Below are 14,691 nucleotides of genomic sequence, written 5' to 3'. Positions count from 1 at the left end.
TCTGGGCCGACGAGTTCGACGGCCCGGCCGGGGCCGGACCGGACCGCTCGCGCTGGGGCTTCGACACCGGCGCCGGCGGCTGGGGCAACGACGAGCTCGAGACCTACACCGACTCGACCCGCAACGCCCGGCTCACCGGGAACGGTGCCCTGGAGATCGTCGCGCGGCGCGAGGGACCCGGCTTCACGAGCGCGCGACTGTCGACCGAGAAGACCTTCACCCACCGCTACGGCGCCTACGAGGCCCGGCTCCGGCTGCCCGCCGGGAAGGGCCTGTGGCCGGCCTTCTGGCTCAACGGCGTCTGCCCGCAGGGCTGGCCCGCCTGCGGCGAGATCGACGTCATGGAGTCGGTCGACGCCGTCCCGCGCACGGTCCGCGGCCGGGTGCACGTGCCCGGCCCGCACGTCCGCCCCGGCCTCGGACGGGACTGGCCGGTCGCCGCGGCCCTCGACGAGGGCTTCCACGTCTACGGCGTCGTGTGGGACCCGCAGTACGTCGCGTTCGCGTTCGACGGCCACGAGTACGCCCGGGTCCGCCGGGACCGGCTGCCCGCGGGCGACCGCTGGGCGCTCGACCACGACGCGTACCTGCTGCTGAACGTCGCGGTCGGCGGCCGCTGGCCGGGCAGCCCGGACGCCTCGACCCCGTTCCCGTCGCGGCTCACCGTCGACTGGGTGCGCGTCTGGGACCGGGCCTAGGCCCAGCGCGGAGCGGGCGTCAGGACGCGAGCCCGCGCAGGAACCGGGCCGCGATCGGCGCCGCGGTCTCCCCGCCGGACGCCCCGACGTCGACGAAGACCGCGAACGCCGTCGTGCCCTGCCAGCCGACGAACCAGGCGTGGTTCTTCAGCGCCGTCCCGCTGCCGAACTCGGCGGTCCCGGTCTTGGCGTGGACCGCGCCGCCGGGCACCCCGGCCGCGGCGGTCCCGGTGCCGGAGGTGACGACGGCCCGCATCATCGGCCGGATCTTCGCGGCCTCCGGGATCGGGGTCGTCACGCAGTCCGGGCAGTCCGCGAGCAGCCGCGGCTGCCGGTAGGTGCCGCTCGCCACCGCCGCGGCGACGCTCGCCATCTGCAGCGGGCTCGCCTCGACCCGGCCCTGGCCGATCGCGCTCGCCGCGAGCTCGGCGTTGTCCTTCGGGGTCGGGTAGGAGCCGCCGAACGAGGCGACCGGCAACGGCTGGTCGGCGTTGAAGCCGAGGTCCTCGGCGGCCGAGGCCAGGGCCCCCGACGGCAGCGACCGGGCCAGCCCGATGAAGGCCGTGTTGCAGCTGTCCGCGAACGCCTCGGTGAGGCTCATCGAGCGGTTCGGCGCCTTCTCGTGGTTCTTGAAGATCTTCCCGTAGGAGTTGATCGTCGTCGGGCACGAGACCGTCGACGACGGGGTCTTCCCGTTCCGCAGCGCCGCGAGCGCCGTGACGATCTTGAACGTCGACCCCGGCGCGTACCGCCCCGACAGCGCGGGCGGTACCCCGGTGTACGGCCGGTTCGCGACCGCCCGCACCTCACCGGTCCGGACGTCGATCGCGACGATCGCGGCCTTCGACCGGGTGCCGGCGAGCGCCTTCGTCGCGGCCCGCTGGTAGGTGACGTCGAGCGTCGTCCGGACGCCCGGCACCTGGGTGCTGCCGGGGAAGGTCTTGACGACCTCGACGACGGTCTTGTTCTGCACGTCGACGACGCCCACCGAGCGCTTCTCGTCGCCGCCGAGGTCGTCGGCGAGCACCCGCTGCAGGCCGGTCGCGGACCCCGAGCCCGCGTCGTAGCGGCCGAGGACGTTCGCGACGAGGTCCGGCTGCTTCGCCAGCGAGCGGCCCTGCCGGTCGAGGATGTCGCCGCGGCTGTCCGGCGAGGCGACGAGCTCGAGCCGCTGCCCGGCCTTGAGCGTCGGGTAGACCGACGCGGCGGTGAAGTGCACCTGCGAGCGCGCGGCCTGCTCGTTCCGGGAGATCGTCAGCTCGGTGGACCACGTGACGTCGCCGAGGCCCTTGAGCGTGAGCGTCACGGAGAACGGGAGCGACCCGCCGTCCGGGGCCGGCTCGCCCGGTTCCGTCGAGACCGCGGTGACGCCGAGCCGGCCGTTCATCCCGCCGAGCGCGCGCTCGAGGTTGCCGCCGCTGCTGTCGAGCTGGCCCTGCATCGTCAACCAGTCGCCGGTCTCCCAGGCGTCGAGGTACGCGGCGCCGACGGCCTTCGCGGCGACGACCGGGTCGGGGTCGTCAGCACCCGGCACGAGCGTCGGGGTCGGTGTGGCGGACGGCGTGGGCGTCGCGCTCGGGGTGGCGGCGCTCGTCCGCACCCCGTCACCGCCGCCGAACAGGGCGAACCCCGCTCCTGCCGCGGACCCGGCGAGCACCGCGCCCACCGTCACGAGCACGACCACCGTCCGCCGAGACCCCGCCACGCGCTCCAGCCTCTCCCACACCGCCCGGGACGTCGAACCCGGCCCGGCGGCCGGCGTCCACGCAGGGGGACGCGCCCCGCGCGCCGGAGGTTGCCCCGGAACCGTGCCACGGCGGGCGGCGCGGGGATAACGGGTCGGCGGGTGATCCCACCTTTCGCTAGCGTGCGGACGTGCGGGATCGACGCGGGATGCTCATGCTCAGTGCGGCAGGAGTGCTCTGGGGCACCCTCGGCCCCGCCGTCCGCGCCCTCCAGGACGACGGCCTCGCGACGCTCTCGATCACCTTCTGGCGCCTCGTGCTCGCGACGACGGTGCTGTTCCTCCTCGTCGGCCGGCCCGGCCTGCGCGCGCTGCGCACCGAGGCGTCGCGACCGTGGCGGCTCGTGCTCGTCGGGGTCCTGTTCGCGGTCTTCCAGACGACCTTCTTCGTGGGTGTCAAGGAGGCCGGCGTCGCCGTCGGGACGCTCGTCACGCTCGGGATCGCCCCGGTCGCGGCGGCCGTCGTCGAGTCGGTCCGGGAGCGCGCGCTGCCGTCGGCCCGAACCGTCGTGACGGTCGGCTCGGCGGTGCTCGGGCTCGGGCTGGTCTGCGTCGCGAGCGGGGCGGACGCCGCCGCGGCGCCCCGGCCGCTGCTCGGGATCGCGGCCTCGCTGGTCTCCGGGCTGTCCTACGCGGCCTCGACGATGGTGAGCGGCCCCCTGACCCGCCGGCTCGGTGCGGTCGTCATCACGGCGGCGAGCACGGCCGTGGCCCTGCTCGTCGTGACCCCGTTCGCGCTCGCCGGCGGGGTCGCGATCCCGGTCGGGCCGCGGACGCTCGTCGGCATCGCCTGGCTCGGCGTCGTGACGACGGTGTTCACGTACGTGCTGTTCTACGCGGGCCTGCGGACGGTGCGGGGCTCGGTCGCGATGATCCTCACGCTCCTGGAGCCGGCGACCGCCGTCGTCATCGCCGTCGTCGCGTTCGGCGAGCCGGTGACGGTCGCGGGGACGGTCGGCACGCTGCTGCTCATCGGGGCCGTCGCGCTGCTCTACCTGACCCCGCAGGGCGCGCGGATCGAGGCCGGCGCACCGCCGCCGGGGTGACCTGCCGCGGTCAAGGCCCGGCGTCGCGCGTCCGATACCAACCGGGCAGGAGCCAGTGACGTCCGACCCCAGCCCGTGGCCGGACACCGACCGAAGGTGACGCGCCATGCCCTCCACCGTCGTGTACGACGCCCCCGGACAGGTGACCGTCGTCCTCGACGAGGACGCGGGCGAGATCCTCGTGACGTGGACCCGCTTCGGGGACGACAAGGTCTTCAGGGCCAGCCTCGACGTCCAGGCCGACCTCGTCGGGTCGGGACGGGCGAGGATCGTCATCGTCGACACCGCGGACAGCACCGGTGTCCCCTCGGCGAAGGACCTGGACCACCTCACGCGCTCCGTCTTCCCCCGCTACCGCGAGGGCGGTCTCGAGGCGATCCTCACCGTCGTCCCGCGCAGCGCCCGCACCAAGATGGGCGCGATGCGCTGGGTCCGCAGCGGCAGCATGTGGCGGTTCCCGATGTACGAGGTCGCCTCGGTCGAGGACGCACGCGCGATCGTCGCCGAGAAGCACGCCCGCACCCGCGTCTGACGGTCAGCGACGGCGCTTCCGCTTGCCCGCGGCGTCGCCGAACACGATCCCGACCACGGGGATCAGCAGGAAGAAGATCCACGACTTCGTGGCCCACCAGAGCGCGACCGCCACGAACGGCGCGAGCGCGACGAGGGTCTGCGCGGTCTTCGGCGACACGAGCGGCGGCCGCGCGGGCACCGGTGACGTGCTCAGCGGCACGGGGGCGGACGCGTCCTGGCCCCACGGCGGCGCGGACGGCGGCAGGGACGACGGCGCGGACGGCGCGAGGTCGCGCCCCGCGGCCGGCGCCGATCCCCAGGCGGCCGTTCCGAGCACGGGGTGCGGCTCGGGCAGGTCCAGGAAGAGCAGTTCGAGGTCGGCCCGCGTCCACGCCCGCCGGGCCCGGACGCTGCGGTCCTCGAAGCCGACGTCGTCGAGCCGGCCGGCGTCCCGGTGGACGTCGAGCGCAGCGACGGCGGCGTCCCGGTCGGCCTCGGTGAGCCCGCCCTCATCGCGTGCCGTGCCGCCGTCGTCCGCCGCGCCGTCCGGCCCCTGGTCCGTCATGCCCTCATCCTGCCCCCGGCGCGGTCCGCCCGGAAGCGGCCTCAGGCCGCGACCCGCAGCGCCGCGTGCCGCACGAGCCCCAGCTCGGACTCCATCGCCGCCGTGTCGACCGTGACGACCGCCCGCCGGCAGTGCGCCCCGAGCTCGCGGAGCCTCGCGAGCTGGTCCCACGTCGCGCCGAGCTGGTCGTCGATGGGGCCGACGTGCTCGCGCAGCGCGGCGCCGAGCCGGTGCCGCATGACGAGGATCCGCCACTGCCCGAGGAAGCCGCGGAACTCGTCGACGAGGCCGCCGGCCGTCTCCACGAGGTGCCCGACCTCGAGCAGGTCGGTGTTCACCCGCAGCGCGGACGACGAGACCTCCTCGACCCCGGCCCGGAGCGCGTCGCAGAGCACCGGGACGTCGGCGAGCGAGGCGGCCGGGGCCGCACCGTCGACGCACTCGGCGGCGAACGCGGCGACCATGTCGACGTGCAGCTGGGCCAGCGCGATCTGCTGCCGCAGCTGGGCGACGTCCTCCCGCAGCGCCTGCAGCCGCGGGGCGAGGGCGTCGAGCGCGCCGACCGCCTGCCCCATCGGCGCGGCCATCACGGCGGCGACGTTGCGCAGCACGGGCGCGGTGTCCGCGACGGTCGCGCTCGCGGCCTGCGCGACCGAGACCGACCGGTCGAGCTGCCGGGCCATGCCGGCGACCTGGCCCACGGACTCGCCGAGCGCGTCGGCGAGCGCCCGGTAGGCGTCGAGCCGGCCCACGAGGTCGACGAGCGTGTTGTCCAGCCCGGTCGCGCCCAGCAGGATGTCGGCCGCGGGGCCGGTGGCCAGCGGGCGGGCGAACCGGTTCTTCACGAGGTCGCCGCGCGCGGCCACCTCGGCGGGCAGCGCCTCGAGCATGAACTCGTCGTACGAGCCGAAGCCGAGCTCGGCGAGCCGACGCTCCAGCGCCAGCGCCCCGGCGTCCGCCACCTCGGCCTTGCCGAGGCCCTCGCGCCGGGCGAGCTCCCGCTCGTCCTCGCGGACGGCGCGCATGAGCCGCCGGGCGGGGTCGTAGAGCGGGCTCGCGGGCGCCGTCCGGACCGAGAGGAAGCCGTCCCGGACCGGGGTGATCGTCGCGAAGACCCAGTACGTCGAGCCGTCCTTCGCGAGGTTCTCGACGTACGCCGCGACGGGCAGCCCGGCGAGCAGCCGGTCCCAGACGACGCGGAACGCGCCACCGGGCATGTCGGGGTGGCGGACGATGTTGTGCGGGCTCCCGATGAGCTCCTCGAGCGGGTAGCGGGAGATCCGGGAGAACACCGAGTTGCCCGCGCGGATGATCCCGCGGCGGTCGGTCGTGGAGAAGAACAGCTCGTCGGGCAGGACGACGCGCTCGGCGCCCGTCGGCTGGACGGCAGTGGTGAGCGCCATGGGACCTCCCGATCGCTCCGGCGTGGACGTGCCCGCCTCGACCGCCCCGTGGACGTCACCCGGGCAGCCTGATCACGTAGCGGACAGTATTCTGTACTCTCTGCGACGGACTTGGCGCCGGAATCAGATGTTTTCCCGCCAGAACGTCACCGCGGCGCACCAAGGCGCCGACCTTGCCGCACCCACGGGACGCGACAAGGGGCCTTTGGTCACTTGTCGTGACCGAAGGCCCCTCGATGACGCGGTGGTGCCGGCTGTAGGCCTGCGCCCGGCCCGTCAGGACCGGACCGTCAGGCGGACGGTCAGAACTGGACGCCGCGGGTCAGCGCACCGTCGACGACGAGGTTGGTGCCCGTCGTGAAGCTCGACACCGGGCTCGCGAGGAACACGACCGCGGCGGCCATCTCCTGCGGCGTGCCCATCCGGCCGGTCGGGTTGAGGCCGAGCGCGAAGTCGTAGAGCTCGCGGTTGCCGTCCTTGATCTGGTTCCAGACGCCGCCCTCGAAGTAGGTGTTGCCGGGCGAGACGGTGTTGAACCGGATGTTCTTCGCCGCGTTCTGGAACGCCATGCCCGCGGTGTAGGCGATGAGCGCGGACTTCACCGTGCCGTACGGCCCGGACGCGAAGTCCACCTCGCGGCCGGAGACGCTCGAGACGGTGACCGCGGACGCCGCGTCGCTGGCCTCGAGGAACGGCAGCGCGGCCTTGTACAGGCGCACCGTGCCCATGAGGTCGACCCGCAGGGACGCCTCCCAGTTCTCGTCGGTGTCCGGGATCGCCAGCGCGCTGACGTTGGAGACGACGACGTCGATCCCGCCGAGCTGCTCGGCCGCGGTCGCGACCCACGCGGTGAGGGCGTCGCCGTCCCCGACGTCGCAGACGCTGCCGAAGACGGTGCCGCCGGCGATCCCGAGCGCCGCGTTCGCCGCGGCGACCTCGCCGGCGTCGCGGGCGCAGAAGGCGACGTACGCGCCCTCGGCGACGAGGCCCTCGACGACGGCGCGGCCGATGCCCTTCGTACCGCCGGTGACGACGGCCTTGCGGCCGGCGAGCTGGAGATCCATGAGTGTCCTTCGACTGGGAGGTGGGGTGGACTACATCGGGCCGAGCGAGGCCGCCCGGGCGCGCAGGTCGGCGTGGATGCCGCCGAACGCGTCCCGGGCGGGCAGCAGGCCCTTGGCCGCCTTGACGACGACGCTGAAGTTGGCGTCGACGACGTTGGCGACCGGGACCTCGGTGATCTGCGAGAGCAGCTGGTAGGCGTCCATCGTGTGCAGGCCGTAGAGCTGCTCGAACCAGCGGACCATCTCGACCTGGGCGATCCGCCAGGAGTCCTCCATGGGGCGCGACGAGCCGACCGCCATCCAGTGGTCGTCGGTCTCCAGCCGCGGCCAGGTGCCGGCCGGCGAGGCGCCGCCCTTGACGAGGTCGACGATGAGCGTCGTCGTCATGGCGCCCTCGACGGCTGTGCCGCAGGCCTCGCCCTCCCCCTGCCGGTAGTGCCCGTCACCGATGGAGAAGAGCGCGCCCTCGACGTTGACCGGCAGGAAGCACGTCGTCCCGGCCCGCATCTCGGGGCTGTCCATGTTGCCGCCGAAGCGCTCCGGCACGAGCGACGTCCGCACCTCACCGGCCGCCGGGGCGACGCCGACCGTGCCGAGCATCGGGGCCACCGGCAGCTCGACGACGAGGTCGGAGTGCCGGGCCTCGAAGGCGACGGTGCTCTTCGCCCGGTCGAGGTGGTAGATCCACGTCGTGTCCGGCAGCGCCTCCTGGATCATCGCCGTCCGGTCGGTGCTCGTCAGACCGCCGAAGAACGGGATGGCCGCGGAGACGCCCCAGTCGCGCGCCGGGGTGAGGTCCACGAAGTGGATCGCCAGGGTGTCCCCCGGCTCGGCGCCCTCGACCCAGAACGGGCCGGTCTGCGGGTTGACGTACCGCAGGTCGACCTTCTCGCTCGAGAGGTCGGCGACCCCGGTGAGCGCATGGTTGAAGGCGTCCTCGCTCCACAGCCGCAGCGCGGTCCCGGGCCTGACCCGCATGACGGGGGCCGCACCGCCGAAGGTGTAGGCGAACTGCTCGAAGGTGGGGGTGAACTCCACGACGTCCATGCGCGAAATCTAGGGGTGCGGCGACCTCCGGGCCAACGGCCCGCCCGGCCCGCGGGCGCGGTTGGCCCGGTCGGGTCACGGACCCCGCCGGTCGGGTGATGGGTCCAAGGTCCCGTCCGCCGGGCGCACGGCGGCTCCGACCAATGACATATGCCGACACGATGGTTCACGAACCGCACTGTGGCGACGAAGGTGCTCGTCGCCGTCCTGCTCGCCGCCGCCGTCGCGGTCGCGGTGACAGCTCTCGCGATCACCCGGCTGGGCGCCGTCGACGCCCGCAGCGCGCAGATGTACGCGGGCAACGTCGTCCCCCTCGGGAAGCTCGCCGCGCTGCGCCGCGACACCATGCAGGCCCGGCTCGACGTGCTCAACCACCTGGCCAGCCGGTCCGTCGAGGACAAGGCCGCCTACGCGAAGGCGCTGGCCGCCGACGACGCGACGGTGGCCGCCGACGTCGCCGCGTACGAGGCGGTCGCCGAGTCCGGGGCCGCCATCGACCGGTTCCGCACCGCCTGGGCGCAGTACCTGCGGCTGCGCGACTCCGAGCTGCTGCCCGCGAGCGACCGGAACGACGTCGACGCGTTCGCACAGGCCCGCGACACGCACGTCAAGCCCGTCCTCGAGGAGGCGATGGGTGCGCTCCAGACGGCCATGGACGCCGAGCTCGCCCATGCGAAGGAGCGCGCGGAGGCCACGCACGCCACGTACACGTCGGCGCGCACCGAGACCCTGGTGCTCTGCGTGCTCGGCGTCCTCCTCGCGAGCGGCCTGGGGCTCTGGGTCTCGCGCGGCATCGTCGGCCAGCTGCACGCGGTCGGCCGCGGGCTCGCCGCGATGGCCGACGGCGACCTGACCGTGACCGCGCGGGCGACGAGCGACGACGAGGTCGGAGCGATGACGCGGGCCTTCGCCACCGCCCAGACCGCGGTCCGTGAGATGGTCCGCACCATCGCCGGCTCGGCGACGGCCCTCGCGGCGTCCGCCGAGGAGCTGAGCGCCGTGAGCGCCTCGATCGCGTCGTCCGCGGACCAGGCCTCGGTGCAGGCCGGGTCCGCCGCCGCGGCCGCCGAGCAGGTCTCGCACAACGTCCAGGTGGCGGCCGCGGGCAGCGAGCAGATGGGGGCCTCGATCCGCGAGATCGCCCACAACTCGGCGGAGGCCTCCCGGGTCGCGACGTCTGCCGTCCGGACGGCGCAGACGACCTCCGACGTCATCACCCGGCTCGGCGAGTCGAGCCGGGAGATCGGCGACGTCGTCAAGGTCATCACCTCGATCGCCGAGCAGACGAACCTGCTCGCGCTCAACGCGACGATCGAGGCCGCCCGGGCCGGCGAGGCCGGCAAGGGGTTCGCCGTCGTCGCCACCGAGGTCAAGGAGCTCGCCCAGGAGACCGCCCGGGCCACCGACGACATCGCGACCCGGATCGAGGCCATCCAGGCCGACACCGCCGGTGCGGTCGGGGCCGTCGCCGAGATCGCCGACGTGGTCGCCTCGATCGCCGACTACCAGGTGACGATCGCCTCGGCCGTCGAGGAGCAGACCGCGACGACCCAGGAGATGAACCGCAACGTCGCCGAGGCCGCGACGAGCGCGGGCCTCATCGCCCACGACATCGGCGGCGTCGCAGGTGCCACCGTCCTCACGAGCGAGGGCGTCGGGCAGTCGCAGGCGACGACGCAGGAGCTGAGCCGGATGTCGAGCGAGCTCGAGGAGCTGGTGGCGCGCTTCCGGGTGTGAGGCCCGCTCCCGGGACCGGGCGCGTCAGCGGTCGCGCAGCCGCACGTGCTCCGGCCCGAGGTCGGCGACCCGGGTCACCCCGAGCAGCTGCATCGTGTGCCGCACCTCGGCGCGCAGGATGTCGTGCACCCGCTGGACGCCGCGCTCGCCGCCGGCCATGAGCCCGTAGAGGTAGGCCCGGCCGACGAGCACGGCGTTCGCGCCCGAGGCGATGCCCGCGACGACGTCCGCACCGGACAGCACCCCGCCGTCGAGGTAGACCTCGGCCCGGTCGCCGACCGCGGCGACCACCTCCGGCAGCACCTCGAGCGGCACCGGGGCACGGTCGAGCTGGCGGCCGCCGTGGTTGGAGACGACGACGGCGTCCGCACCCGCGTCGACGACCGCCCGGGCGTCGTCCGCGCACTGGACGCCCTTGACGACGAGCCTGCCCGGCCACGCCCGACGCAGCCAGGCGACGTCGGCGACGGTCGCGGTGGGGTCGAAGATCCTCGACGCGAGGTCGCTCACCGTGCCCCCCGAGGACCGGAAGCTCGCGAACTCCAGCGGCTGCGTCGTGAGCAGGTTGGCCCACCAGGCGGGGTGGACCGCCATGTCCGCCAGCGTCTTCAGCGTCAGCGACGGCGGGATCGTCAGGCCGTTGCGGACGTCGCGCAGCCGCGGCCCGCCGACCGGGGTGTCGACGGTGAGGACGAGCGCCTCGTAGCCGCTCTCGTGCGCGCGCCGGACGAAGTCCGCACTCGCCTCGCGGTCGCGCCACAGGTACAGCTGGAACCAGCGCCGCCCGGACGGCGCCGCGGCGGCGAGCGCCTCGAGGGACGTCGTCCCCATCGTCGAGAGCGCGTAGACGAGCCCTTCGCGCTCGGCGACGCGGGCGACCGCCGGCTCGCCCTCGTGGTGCATCATCCGGGTGAACCCGGTGGGGGCGAAGGCGAACGGGGCCGCGGCCAGCGCGCCGAGGACCGTCGTCGTGAGGTCGACCTCGGAGACGTCGCGGAGCACCCGCGGCCGCAGCTCGACCCGGGCGAAGGCGTTGCGCGAGCGCCGCAGCGCGGCCTCGGTGCCGGCCGCGCCGTCGGTGTAGTCGAAGACCGCCCGCGGGGTCCGGCGCCAGGCGAGCATCCGGACGTCGGCCACGGACGCCGCGGCCGCGAGCCGGGCGGCGGTCCGGTCCAGGGTCGGCGGGCGCAGCCGCAGCAGCGGCCGGACCTCGGCCCAGCGCGGGAGCCGGCGCTCCACCGGCACCCGGCCCGGTGCGCTCCCGTCCGCGCGCTGACCTGCCATGCGTGCCGCCTCCTCGCGTCCGCCGCCGGGACGGCCCTGTCCTCCCGCTCCCGCGCACCCTAGCCTCGGGCCGTGAACCCCGCCCTCCTGCTCGCCGTCGTCGCCGGCCTCGGCCTGCTCGCCTGGTCCGCCGACCACCTGGTGCTCGGGGCGTCCCGGGTCGCCGCCCACCTCGGCGTCCCGCCGCTGGTCGTCGGCGTCGTCGTCATCGGCTTCGGCACGTCGACCCCGGAGATGCTCGTCTCCGGGCTCGCGGCGGGCGGCGGCGCGGCGGACGTGGGCGTCGGCAACGTCATCGGCTCGAACCTCGCCAACCTCACGCTCGTGCTGGGCGTCGCCGCGCTCGTCGCGTCGATCGGCGTCCGCTCGACCGTCGTCCGCCGCGAGGTCCCGCTGAGCCTGGCCGCGTCAGGACTCTTCGCGCTGCTCCTGCAGGACGGGCTGACCCGGCGGGACGGTGCCGTGCTCGCCGCGGCGATGGTGGCGTCCCTGGCCCTGATGCTGCGGTGGACGGCGCGCGACCGGCGGGCCTCGGACGACACGAACCTCGTGCCCTCGGTCCTCGAACCGGCCGGGCCCGACCCCGAGCTCGCCGAGGAGGTGCTCGAGATGCTCGCCGACCCGGCCGACGACGCCGGTCCCGGGGCACCCGGCTCGCCTCCGGAGCGGGTGCGGCTGCGGCGCGAGGTCCTGCGCACGCTGGCCGGGCTCGTCGGCACCCTGGCGGGCGCGGACCTGCTCGTCCGCGGCGCCCTCGGCATCGCGACCGCGACCGGGCTGTCCGGCGGGTTCGTCGGCGTGACGATCGTCGCCGTGGGGACCTCGCTGCCCGAGCTGCTCACCGCGGCGCAGGCCGCACGGCGCGGCGAGAGCGACCTCGTCGTCGGCAACCTGCTGGGCTCCAACATCTTCAACGCGCTCACCGTCGGGGCGCTCGTCGCGCTGCTCGCCCCCGGCCGGCCCGGCGGCGACGCGCTCGTCGTCACCGGCTCGCTCGTCATGATGGGCGCCGGGCTGCTGTCGATGCTCTTCATGTGGCGCCGCTACCGCGTCACGCGGGTCGAGGGCGCGGTGCTCGTCGCCGCGTACGTCGCCGTGCTGCCGGCCCTCAACGGCTGACCCGCCGTCAGCGCCGGACGGCGACGACGACCCCTTCGGCGGCGGCCACGGCGAGCTGGACGGCGACCAGCGCCGGATGGGTCAGGTAGCGGACCCGCAGCGTGTCGACCTGCCCCTCGTACGTGGGCGGCCAGTCGTCGGTCGGGGTGAGGTCGTCGAGCACGAGGACGCCGCCGGGGGCGAGCAGGTCCACGACGGCGTCCGGGTCGTCCCGCTTGCCGCCGCCGTCGCAGAAGAGGACGTCGAAGGGCCCGTGGTCCGCCAGCAGCCGCCAGTCACCCGTGAGCACCCGGACCCGGGCGTCGTCCGCGAACAGCGCCGCGGCGGACCGCGCCCGCTCCGGCTCCCGCTCGACCGTCACGAGGCTCCCGGCCGGCGCCGCCCCGGCCGGACCCATGCCGCTGTGCAACCACGCGGCGCCGACCCCGTACCCGGTGCCGGACTCCCCGACCCGGCCGCCCGGCTTGGCGGCCGCCAGCGTCGCGAGCAGCCGGCCGGTCGCGTCGCTGCAGCTCCACGGGAAACCGGTCGCCGCGGCCGCGGCCCGCGCCCGGACGGCGCGGTCGGGCACCGCCGGCAGCGGCACCTCGACCGGGACGTGGTCCGTCACGGCACCGATCGTGGCACGCCTACTTGAGGGTCACCGTCACCGGCGCCGACTTCACGCTGCGGTTCCCCGCCGCGTCGGTGGCCCGCACCGTGTACGTCAGCGCGCTGCCGGCCGGGGCGGCGGAGTCCGTCCAGGACGGGGTCGCCGACCAGCCGACGTACGTGCCGTCGCGGTAGACGAGGTAGCTCTTGACCCCTACGGCGTCGGTGCTCGCCGTCCAGGTCAGCGCGGCGCCCCCGGCGGCCGCGGCGGAGGCGGTCAGGCCGGTCGGTGCCGTCGGGGACGCGGTGTCCCCGCCCGTCCTGCCGGTGGCGATGCTCACCGCGGCGCCCGCCGAGGTGTTGCCCGCGGCGTCCAGCGCGGTCACGGTGACGGTCGCCGAGCCGGCCGGGACGCCCGCGACCTTGGCAGGACCGGCGGCCGCGTCGACCGACGCGCCACCGGTCACGGCGACCCGGTAGTGGTCGACCCCGACGGCGTCGGTGGAGTCGGTCCACTGCACCTGAAGCACCCCGCCGCCGAGGTCGACGGCCTCGACGTTCCTCGGCGCGGTCGGCGCGGTGGTGTCACCGGCCGGCTTGGGGGCGGCCTTGGGGCACAGCTTCGCGATGCCGGAGACCCACATCGAGCGCCCGGCGGCGGCGCCGCCCTTGGTGTAGTCGCCGCCGACGTACAGGCAGCCGTTCGTGTCGCTGCCGACCGCCCAGGCACCCTCGACCGCACCGTCGACGTCGGGCTGGAACGAGTCGACGAGCGTCTGGGTGCCGGCCTCGTAGGCCATGAGGTGCTTGTGCCGGGTGAACGTCCTCGTCACGCTGCTGTAGTGCGTCGGGCTGCTGCCGACGTAGTCGTCGTTGCAGTGGCAGCCGCCGAAGACGTACTTCCCGATCCGCTCGGCGACCTGGAAGTCCCCGCCCGCGCCGATGTAGTTGCACCAGGTGAAGCGGGTCGCCTCGCACCCGTTGTAGCCGGTGTGCGAGAAGGCGAGCTGGTTCCCGGTCGCGGCGTCGAGCATCTGGAGGATGTGCTCCGAGCCGCCGACGTACACCCGGTCGGCGGTGCCGAGCTCGACGTCGTAGACCTCGAGGCGCGCTGTGTTGTTGCGCGGCCGGGCGGTCAGGCCGGTGACGAGGGCACCCGTCGTCCCGTCGACGACGGCGTAGTTGGCCGTCCCCGAGGCCGCCGCGACGCCGGAGAACCAGCCGCCGAGGTGCACCCGGTTGCGCGGCACGTCGACTGCGACGCCCCACACGCCCGAGCCGGTGACCTCCGGCTTGAACGTCGTGTCGAGCTTGCCGGTGGTCGCGTCGACCCGCGCGACCTTGAACACCCCGGTCCGCGTGCCGTTCGGGCCGTTCACGCGGGAGAAGTTGCCGGCCACGTAGAGCTTTCCGTCGGCGACGACGAGGTCGCGGACGGCGGCCCGCTGGTTCGAGTACGGGCGCTCGACCGAGTCCGGGAAGCCGGCGTCGACCGCGCAGGTCGCGGGGTCGAGGGCGACGAGCCCGGGGCGGGCCACGCCGTTCACGGTGGTGAACTCGCCGCCGACGAGCAGCGACCCCGTCGGGGAGACGGCCAGCGCGTAGACGGCGTTGTCCAGCTCGGGACGGCACGAGGAGTCCCAGGCGCCGGTCGTGAGGTCGAACGCCGCGAGGAACGGCTGCCGGACGGCGGTCGCCGCCGCGTCGGCCTTGACGTCGAGGAACATCCCGCCGACGAAGATCTTCGTGCCGGCCTGCCGGACCGACCAGACGGGGCTGGAGATGCTCGAGGTCTGCGTGCGGGCCGGGTCGGGGTTGAGCACGCCGGCCATCGCGGTCGGGATCATGCTCAGCGTCGACAGGTCGACCGCGGGCTGGTC

At 74.8% G+C, this 14,691-nt stretch carries 12 protein-coding genes and 1 pseudogene; 5 read left to right on the top strand and 8 right to left on the bottom strand.

Translation table 11 applies throughout. From position 1 onward, the window contains the following. Positions 1–698, top strand: a 698-nt coding sequence (locus ECOMGDLI_RS03885) for a family 16 glycosylhydrolase (protein ID WP_143447501.1), incomplete at its 5' end; no start/stop codon positions are given. A gap of 19 nt (positions 699–717) precedes the next feature. On the opposite strand, the gene ECOMGDLI_RS03880 is transcribed toward ECOMGDLI_RS03885, so the two are convergent. Continuing rightward, on the bottom strand, positions 718–2,403 hold the full coding sequence (locus ECOMGDLI_RS03880) for a penicillin-binding transpeptidase domain-containing protein (RefSeq protein WP_143447500.1): 1,686 nt from the start codon (positions 2,401–2,403) through the stop codon (positions 718–720). A gap of 170 nt (positions 2,404–2,573) precedes the next feature. Here ECOMGDLI_RS03880 and ECOMGDLI_RS03875 point away from each other — a divergent pair, with 170 nt between their 5' ends. Both ECOMGDLI_RS03875 and ECOMGDLI_RS03870 read left to right on the top strand, forming a co-directional pair. Then, positions 2,574–3,488: a DMT family transporter gene (locus ECOMGDLI_RS03875; RefSeq protein ID WP_143447499.1), complete on the top strand. Its 915-nt coding sequence runs from the start codon at positions 2,574–2,576 to the stop codon at positions 3,486–3,488. Between the two features lie 106 nt (positions 3,489–3,594). Continuing rightward, the gene (locus tag ECOMGDLI_RS03870) at positions 3,595–4,020 is read left to right on the top strand and encodes a hypothetical protein (RefSeq protein WP_088313943.1); all 426 of its coding nucleotides are present in this window, start codon (positions 3,595–3,597) and stop codon (positions 4,018–4,020) included. A gap of 3 nt (positions 4,021–4,023) precedes the next feature. Here the strand turns inward: ECOMGDLI_RS03870 and ECOMGDLI_RS03865 are convergent, their stop codons facing one another. The 4 genes from ECOMGDLI_RS03865 to ECOMGDLI_RS03850 form a co-directional block, all read right to left on the bottom strand. Further along, complete coding sequence (locus ECOMGDLI_RS03865; protein ID WP_088313940.1) at positions 4,024–4,566, bottom strand: DUF1707 domain-containing protein; 543 nt, start codon at positions 4,564–4,566, stop codon at positions 4,024–4,026. A gap of 41 nt (positions 4,567–4,607) precedes the next feature. Then, positions 4,608–5,969 (bottom strand): PAS domain-containing protein, encoded by a 1,362-nt coding sequence (locus ECOMGDLI_RS03860; RefSeq protein WP_088313937.1) that lies wholly within the window; start codon positions 5,967–5,969, stop codon positions 4,608–4,610. A 302-nt stretch (positions 5,970–6,271) separates the two neighbouring features. Then, a complete protein-coding gene (locus tag ECOMGDLI_RS03855) occupies positions 6,272–7,033 on the bottom strand; it encodes an SDR family NAD(P)-dependent oxidoreductase (RefSeq protein WP_088313933.1) in 762 nt (253 codons plus the stop codon). A 30-nt stretch (positions 7,034–7,063) separates the two neighbouring features. After that, complete coding sequence (locus ECOMGDLI_RS03850; RefSeq protein WP_088313930.1) at positions 7,064–8,080, bottom strand: acetamidase/formamidase family protein; 1,017 nt, start codon at positions 8,078–8,080, stop codon at positions 7,064–7,066. A gap of 150 nt (positions 8,081–8,230) precedes the next feature. On the opposite strand from ECOMGDLI_RS03850, the gene ECOMGDLI_RS03845 reads away from it, so the two are divergent. Continuing rightward, positions 8,231–9,817, top strand: coding sequence for a methyl-accepting chemotaxis protein (locus tag ECOMGDLI_RS03845; protein WP_088313926.1), 1,587 nt, complete (start codon positions 8,231–8,233; stop codon positions 9,815–9,817). A 24-nt stretch (positions 9,818–9,841) separates the two neighbouring features. Here the strand turns inward: ECOMGDLI_RS03845 and ECOMGDLI_RS03840 are convergent, their stop codons facing one another. Then, positions 9,842–11,101 (bottom strand): alpha-hydroxy acid oxidase, encoded by a 1,260-nt coding sequence (locus ECOMGDLI_RS03840; RefSeq protein ID WP_088313923.1) that lies wholly within the window; start codon positions 11,099–11,101, stop codon positions 9,842–9,844. A 72-nt stretch (positions 11,102–11,173) separates the two neighbouring features. Between ECOMGDLI_RS03840 and ECOMGDLI_RS03835 the strand changes: the two genes are divergently transcribed. After that, positions 11,174–12,220 carry a calcium/sodium antiporter gene (locus ECOMGDLI_RS03835; protein ID WP_088313920.1) on the top strand — a complete coding sequence of 349 codons (1,047 nt, stop codon included), beginning with the start codon at positions 11,174–11,176 and terminating at the stop codon, positions 12,218–12,220. A gap of 7 nt (positions 12,221–12,227) precedes the next feature. Here ECOMGDLI_RS03835 and ECOMGDLI_RS03830 read toward each other — a convergent pair whose 3' ends face one another. Beyond that, entirely contained in the window at positions 12,228–12,830 is a 603-nt protein-coding gene (locus tag ECOMGDLI_RS03830; RefSeq protein WP_088313917.1) for an O-methyltransferase, read from the bottom strand. 19 nt (positions 12,831–12,849) lie between these two features. After that, positions 12,850–14,691 (bottom strand): annotated as a pseudogene (locus ECOMGDLI_RS03825) (hypothetical protein); the annotation flags it as partial.

Origin of the sequence: Kineosporia sp. R_H_3 (assembly GCF_002198675.1) — a bacterium.
In the GTDB taxonomy this organism is placed as follows: domain Bacteria; phylum Actinomycetota; class Actinomycetes; order Actinomycetales; family Kineosporiaceae; genus R-H-3.
Note: the sequence above shows the minus strand (reverse complement) of the source record. Positions and strands in the feature narration are given on the sequence as shown.